At 77.7% G+C, this 732-nt stretch carries 1 protein-coding gene and 1 pseudogene; both read right to left on the bottom strand.

All coding sequences use genetic code 11. The features are described from left to right. Positions 1-115: pseudogene (locus tag ACFV0G_RS38380) on the bottom strand (DNA-binding response regulator); the annotation flags it as partial. Further along, the coding region (locus ACFV0G_RS38375) for a sensor histidine kinase (protein ID WP_380558214.1) at positions 112-732 on the bottom strand (621 nt) is incomplete at its 5' end. The gene ACFV0G_RS38375 and the pseudogene ACFV0G_RS38380, both read right to left, overlap by 4 nt.

The raw sequence follows: 732 nt of genomic DNA, 5'->3' as shown, positions 1-732 counted from the left end.
CCTCGGCGCCGTGGGCGGCCTCGCCGACCACCGAGGTGTCGGGGGTGCTCTCCAGCAGCATGCGGAAGCGCAGCCGCTGCAGCGGCTGGTCGTCGACGATGAGCACGGTGGTCACGGTGTACGGCCTTCGGGGACGGGGAGCGGGGTCAGCAGGAGGACGGCCTCGACGGCCCAGCCACCGCCGGGCAGCGGACCGGCCGTGACGCTCCCGTCGTACAGGGCGGCGCGCTCGCACATCCCGGCGATGCCGTGGCCGCCGCCGGCGGGGGCGGCGTGCGGGCGGGCGGCCGGCCCGCCGGGCGGACCGGTGTCGTACACGCTCAGCCGGACCTCGGTGGCACCGACCGCGAGCCGGAGCTCGGCACAGGTGCCGGCCCCGGCGTGCTTGAGCGCATTGGTGAGCGCCTCCTGGGCGATCCGGTAGACCGTCAGCTGGACCGCGGGGTCGAGGGTCTGCGGGTCCCCCGCGGTGCGGAAGGCGACCCGGGGGCCGGCGGCGCGGATCCGGGCGCAGAGCGCGTCGAGGGCGGCGATCCCGGGCTGGGGGCTGAAGTCGGCGCCCTCGTCCCGTTCCCGCAGGACGCCGAGCAGGCGCCGGATCTCGCCGAGCGCCTGCCGGCCGGTGCCGGCGATGAGTTCGAGCGCCTCCCGGCTGCGGCCGGGGTCGGGGGGGCGCGAGCGGGGCGGCGCCGGCGGGGGGCGGGGGGTGATAGAGTGTGTTTTGAGTGCGAG

The sequence above is a fragment of the Kitasatospora sp. NPDC059571 genome (assembly GCF_042735675.1).
Taxonomy (GTDB): Bacteria; Actinomycetota; Actinomycetes; order Streptomycetales; family Streptomycetaceae; genus Kitasatospora.
The sequence above is the reverse complement of the archived record's forward strand: the minus strand, read 5'-3'. Positions and strand labels throughout refer to the sequence as shown.